The sequence below is a fragment of the Pseudoalteromonas sp. S408 genome, from assembly GCF_005886645.1.
In the GTDB taxonomy this organism is placed as follows: domain Bacteria; phylum Pseudomonadota; class Gammaproteobacteria; order Enterobacterales; family Alteromonadaceae; genus Pseudoalteromonas.
The window spans coordinates 1-6,025 of sequence record NZ_PNDY01000039.1; the positions used below are offsets into that span (position 1 = coordinate 1).

General features: G+C 41.4%; 5 protein-coding genes and 1 pseudogene. 4 read left to right on the top strand and 2 right to left on the bottom strand.

From position 1 onward, the window contains the following. Positions 1-288 (top strand): annotated as a pseudogene (locus tag CWB62_RS18330) (alpha/beta hydrolase); the annotation flags it as partial. Between the two features lie 125 nt (positions 289-413). On the opposite strand, the gene CWB62_RS18335 reads toward CWB62_RS18330, so the two are convergent. Together CWB62_RS18335 and CWB62_RS18340 are read right to left on the bottom strand one after the other, a co-directional pair. After that, positions 414-1,814, bottom strand: coding sequence for a 5-methyltetrahydrofolate--homocysteine methyltransferase (locus CWB62_RS18335; RefSeq protein ID WP_138528177.1), 1,401 nt, complete (start codon positions 1,812-1,814; stop codon positions 414-416). A gap of 32 nt (positions 1,815-1,846) precedes the next feature. Further along, entirely contained in the window at positions 1,847-4,246 is a 2,400-nt protein-coding gene (locus CWB62_RS18340; protein WP_138528175.1) for a TonB-dependent receptor, read from the bottom strand. Positions 4,247-4,405: 159 nt separating this feature from the next. Here CWB62_RS18340 and CWB62_RS18345 point away from each other — a divergent pair, with 159 nt between their 5' ends. The 3 genes from CWB62_RS18345 to CWB62_RS18355 all read left to right on the top strand — a co-directional run. After that, positions 4,406-4,888, top strand: coding sequence for a Fur family transcriptional regulator (locus tag CWB62_RS18345; RefSeq protein ID WP_138528173.1), 483 nt, complete (start codon positions 4,406-4,408; stop codon positions 4,886-4,888). An 8-nt stretch (positions 4,889-4,896) separates the two neighbouring features. Further along, positions 4,897-5,316 carry a MerC domain-containing protein gene (locus CWB62_RS18350; protein WP_138528171.1) on the top strand — a complete coding sequence of 140 codons (420 nt, stop codon included), beginning with the start codon at positions 4,897-4,899 and terminating at the stop codon, positions 5,314-5,316. 394 nt (positions 5,317-5,710) lie between these two features. Continuing rightward, positions 5,711-6,025, top strand: a 315-nt coding sequence (locus tag CWB62_RS18355; RefSeq protein ID WP_249313612.1) for an alpha/beta hydrolase-fold protein, incomplete at its 3' end; no start/stop codon positions are given.

The window sequence follows — 6,025 nt, forward strand, 5'->3', positions numbered from 1 at the left end:
GGTAGCCCGTCTGTTTGGTTTGACAGCAACGCAGTCTTAGCGCTACAAGTAAATAAGCCTAAAGTGCCTATAAAAGTTTATATATCGGTGGGAGCAAAGGAAACCCCAGCCTTTGAAGGACAAAATATGGTTGAGGGTGCCAAGCAATTGGTACAAAAAATTAATGCACTCAACAGTGACAATATACAATTAAAAAGTGTTGTTATTGAAGGAGCGAGCCATGCAACGGCATTTCCTACTACTGCAATACAAGGGCTTGATTGGATATACAGCACTATAAGTGAGTAATACTGTAAAATTACTGACGTTAGAAAACGTTACCATTTAAAACCTATCATTAGTAAAGCTAATGATAGGTTTATTTTTCAATATGCAATAAATGAGTAAGCTAGCTACTCAGAACTTTTATTAACTTAATGTTCGTGATCGTCTTCTTCCTCTTGTGCAATACCAAGCCAAGTAATTGCACTAGGAGCAAAAGTAAGCTCAACCTCACTTTCAATTTCTAAGTCTTCAAGGTGTACTTGCACAACGTGTTGAGCAATAGGGTCGGCTACATAAGCAAACTGACCATTTTGCGCCACTGTCATGCTAAAGCTCATGCCCTCTGGCATGGTTGATACATCTTGCTCGGTAATATCAACTTGGCCTTCAAGCTCCCAATGCATTTCGCCATCATGGTCGTGTGCACTAAATACATTTAAAAAGCCTAAGCTGTCTAATATTAAAAAGTGCTCGCCATGGGCAGAAAAAGAGTACGACACAGCACTTGCGCCATCGGCTAGTTGCCATTCTAGTTCTTCCATTTGTGCTGTTGCTGGGTTAATAGTTACAATTACGGCTTTGCCGCCACCATGGCCAGAAGCAACGCCAATAAAGGTCTTACTGTCTTCATGACCGTATATAGTACCAATGCGTAAATCGCCAACGGCTGCAATGTTCGCTATTTTTTCAGCTTCGTATTCATCATCGTGCTGGTGGGCTAATAACACACCATCGCTACAGCCAAATGCCACGTAGTCGTGGTTTTGTGCCGCGCCGTGTAAATCAGGGCACGTAACTTCTAAGGTTTGTTCAAGCTCATATTCACCATCATGAAAATGATAAACACCTACTTGGTCTGGCAGTACTTTAGCAACCGATGTGCTTTCGCTGTCATCACGGCGAAGTGTTGATAATAAATGTTCACCACGAGGTTCTGCCACGCCGTGCATATTAATGTCGTAACTAATACCAGGAAGGGTGTCTGTTGCGCTGGTTATGTCGTTATCTGTTAATATTTCAACAGAGGCAACCGTGCCTGAGCCTGCATCACCATCATAAAAAATAGCTAATTGGCCGTCATGTTTTACAAGGTGAGTAGGGCGGCTGCCACTTGTTAGCTCATAACTGCTAGCTGCTGGGCTTTGCTCATAGTCGTGTAAATGCTCGCCATGGTCTTCACGCCATAAACCACCATCAATAAAGCCTAAGTAATCTTGTGCGCGGCTTGCAATAACGGCATAACGAAAATCAGGTGATGACGATAGCGTGTTTGAGTCATTCGTCAGAGTAAATGTTTCAAGCAGCGCGTTGTCGTCTAAATCAAAGAAGCTGGCTGTGTTGCTATCGCCAGCAAGTACTACAAGTCTACCTAATGAATCAATGGTGTATTCATCGCCGTGGTCGTGACCGTCACCATCGCCATGATCGTGCTCGTCTTCTATAACAATAGGGTCTTTTTCTACAATATTGGTCTGGGCATCGCCACAGGCTGTAATAAATGTAGTGCTAATAGCCAGTGCAATAAGCTTTAATTTGTATAGTTTTTTCATGTTTATTTCCTTTAATTATAATTTTTTAATGCTTAAAAATAACCGCGAATACCTAGCGCAAAGCTACGCCCTGGACGTGGTGCTATATTTTTTACAAACGAGCTGTGCACGCGTGCTTCTGTATCTGTTAAGTTGGTGCCTCGCAGGTAAACAGACATATCTTGGTTTAATACTGAAAGGTCGTAAGAGATGCTTGCATCAACCAATGTGTAGCCGTCTGTTGCTGTTTCTTGTGGGGCTGTGCGGTCTTGCTTTTGATAGCGAGTAACGTGAATATGCGCACTGAATTTATCTGTTTGATAGCTTAACTCGCTACCAAAACGAAGTGGTGGAGTACGGGGTAAATCGCCGCCGTCTTTAAGGCGTGCACGAACGTAATCTGAGAATAAATCTACTTTAAACTCATCGGTTAATTGCCACGCAATTTGCGTTTCAAACCCGTGTAAAATTACATCGTCTGTTTTAAATAAATAAACCGGCAGTTCTGATGAATGGTCGTGTTCGTCAGCGCCTTCTTCTTCATCGCCATGGTCGTGACCACTTTCAGCGAATAAACCGGTGTCTATTTGGTAATAGTAATTATCTACTTGGTTGTAAAAGGCATTTAAAATAAAGCCAACATCACCTTGGGTTTTACGCAGGGTTAAATCGATATTATTGGCTGTTTCTAAGTCAATTGTTTGACTAGATAAACCTAAATGGCCGGCTTCATCTAAATCAAATAGTGCGCCTACTTCGTAAGTGCCAGTACCAATGTGCGGCCCAAACGATAATAACTCAGAAGCAGAAGGTGCACGTTCAGAGCGCGATACAGAAAGTCCTAAATTATAGTTAGGTGTAAAATCCCACACTATGCCTGCCGATAAGCTGATTGGCGTAAATTCATGCTCTACGTCAAATACACGAGTGGTTTCTGCGCTTTCTTCGTGGTCGTGATCATGCTCTTCTACTTCATCGTGTGCATGAGCGTCAATATTTGGCAGTAATACGTCGCCTGCTTCAATTGTTACACGCTCAATACGCCCACCTAGCTGCACTAAAAAATCACCAAAGTGTCTTTCTTCCATTAGCGCTACAGCAAAGCTTTCGGTTTCTGATGGAGGAGTAAAGGCCTCTTCACCTTGCGCTTCTACATCGCTTTGTTTGTAATGAAAGCTAATGCCGCCATTCCACTCGTTAAATTGGTTATGTAGTAGGTCTATGCGTAATTCGTTTGTTTCGTTTTTAAATGTGGTGCCTACAGCGCCACCTTCAATTTCAGCGTGTTCGTAGTCGGTGTGGCCAACGCGCAGGTTTACTTTGTTTAGCCACTTATTATCTAGGTTGTACTCACCTAATAATTGCACTTTAGTTTGCTCTAAATCAGCAAATACGCTTTCTTCTTCGTCGCTGTGTTCTTCCTCTTCATCACCGTGCGTATGGCCCGGAATACCGTATTGACGATTAAACTGCTCTACAGCTAAGCCAATAAAGCCGTTATCCATTAAGTAGCTAGCGCCAACAGTAAAACCATCGGACTCTTCATTACTGTTTTCAACTTTGTAATCGCCACTATGGCCTTCACCGTCGCTATCTATATCTGCGGCTACAGGTACCTCGTAGTCATCGGCTTCACGCCAAAACGCATCGGCATAAAAAGCTACCGAGTCTGTGCCTGTGGTGGCATTAAACGAGGCCACTTTTTGGTTATCAGCAGAGTTATGCTCTACGTTCCACTCGCCGCGTGTTGTACTGTCGGTTGGTACGCGGTTATCTACCACATTTACTACGCCACCAATGGCGCCACTGCCATAAAACAGTGTTGCAGGGCCGCGTAATACTTCAATTTGTTTTGCGGTAGACGCTTCTGATGCAACAGAATGATCGGGGCCAACGCGTGACACATCACTTACATCAAGGCCATTTTGAGTAATAAGTACACGCGGGCCGCTCAAACCACGAATAATAGGTGTGCTGGCTACTTTACCGTGAAAGTTGGTATTAACGCCTGGGAGTTTTTCAAGGCTGTCGCCAAGGGTTGCGGCTTGTTGGCGCCTTAGTTGCTCGCCAGATAAAACGCTAACAGGTGAGGCTGATTCCATTGCCGACATATGAATAGGGGTTGCTTCAATATCAATAACTTCAATAGGCGAGCGCGTTAAGTTAAAAGTAACCGATTGGTTCTCATCGTTTTTTATTATTATATCACGATGAAGGTGGGCATAACCTGGCGCCACAATATGAAGCTCTTTTAAGCCATTGCTTAGCTCTGCTATTACAAATTTACCGTTTTCGTTGGTGGTTACTTTAAGGTCTGAGCCTTCAACTTCTACCGTTGCATTGGTAACTACTTTCCCTTTGTTGTTTAAAACAACGCCTTCAATTGTGGATGCAAGCACACTTGCAGGTAATAAAGCTGCAATGAGCACAGCTAATTGAGATCTACGTTTCATTTGGCTACCTTGTTTGATGTTATATTATATCAATTGTGATATATATGTTATATTATATCAATAGCTGGTTTGGTTAAAATTACGCACAGTATGTAATTAGGGTTATTACCAGAGAAATAAAAAGAGCTTAAGCATATTGGGGTTAGATTAGAGGGAATGATGAATAAGCAGCAAATTCAAAAAACAATTCAATTTGCAAATACACAGTGTGAAAACGTTGATAAAAGGCTAACAAAAAAGCGTCAGCAAGTATTAGAAATTTTACTAAATGCAAATAAACCTTTATCAGCTTACGAAGTAAAAAATCAGTTTAATAAAATAATGGACTCTTCAATTGTTGCGATGTCTGTTTATCGAATTTTAAATGTATTGGAGTCGGTTAATTTAGTACACCGATTGAAGTCTGAAAATAAATATATGCCTTGCAGTTATGCTGATGGCGGTTGTCATCACCAGTTATCAATATTTTTAATTTGTAATTCGTGTCACACCGTAAGTGAAATAAATGAAACAGATGAATTAGTAAGGTCGTTATTCAAGAAAGTACAAGCAACTGGTTTTGCACCAACCACTTCACAACTCGAGATATCGGGGACATGCGACGAGTGCCAGCACAGTACATCAGAGTTAATAGAAAAGTGAGATTAGAAATGAGATCAAATCAAAGTGTAATGGATAGGCTTGCTATAGGGCTTTCTGTATTGTGCACAGTGCACTGTTTTGCAACGCCTATTTTATTATCGCTACTACCTAGTATTGGTGCGCTTAAGCTTAATAGTGAGCAATTTCACTTTTGGATTTTAGTTGCTGTTATACCTACAAGTTTACTTGCGTTGAGCCTAGGTTGTAAAAAGCATAGACGTTTGCGTTATATTTCCTTTGGCGTAGTGGGTATTACATTAATGCTGGTTGCTGTGACTTTAGGGGGGTCGCTTTTTGGCGAGGTAGGTGAAAAAGGCTTTACTCTACTTGGTTCGGCATTTGTAGCTGTAGCTCACTGGTTTAATTACCAACAGTGCCTTAAAAAAAGTGACGATAATTGCCCATGCTCAAGCACTCAAGCCGCTTAGCGTTATCAGTGCTACAAACAACTAACATGTAACACTGCCTTTCAAAGCCTAGGGCCTGTTTACCTTTCGAGTTTTGATTTGCAGCAGTCCGTTTTGTATTTAGGCAAGGCAGAGCCTATGAAGTGTGGTTACTCCCCATAAATAGGCGATAACGACGTATAAATGCTATACAGGCGCTGCCCGAAGGGTTCTGCCTAGGGGCAGTTTACTCTTTGTTACTCGGTTTTTACTTAGCCCACTAGGTTACAAACCTCGCGCCGCGATTAAATAGCCCCTAGATTGAACAAATTATAATCCTGAAAGGTCAACAGGCCCGAGTGTTTATTTTTTAATAGCCTAAAGCTAAAAGTGAGTTAAAGTAGTCATTTAATATTGGCTTAGGTTAATTAATATAGTGAATACTGCTTTAAAATCTTTAGTATTACTTTTCGCTTTCATATGTTTTAAATTAAGTGCAAATACGCCTTACGAAATTCCTAGAAGTAGCGTTATTGAATTAACGGAATCGTCCAGTAAGCGTGTTTATCCTGTTTACATTCAATTGCCTAAGTCATATAAAAATAAGCTAAATAAAACATATCCCGTTATTTACTTAACCGATGCGCCGTATACCTTCCCTATAGTGGCAGGGGCAACACGATTACCTATGAATACCGGAAAAATGCAGCAGGCGATTATTGTCGCCATAGGTTACGAAAAAGGCTCTATT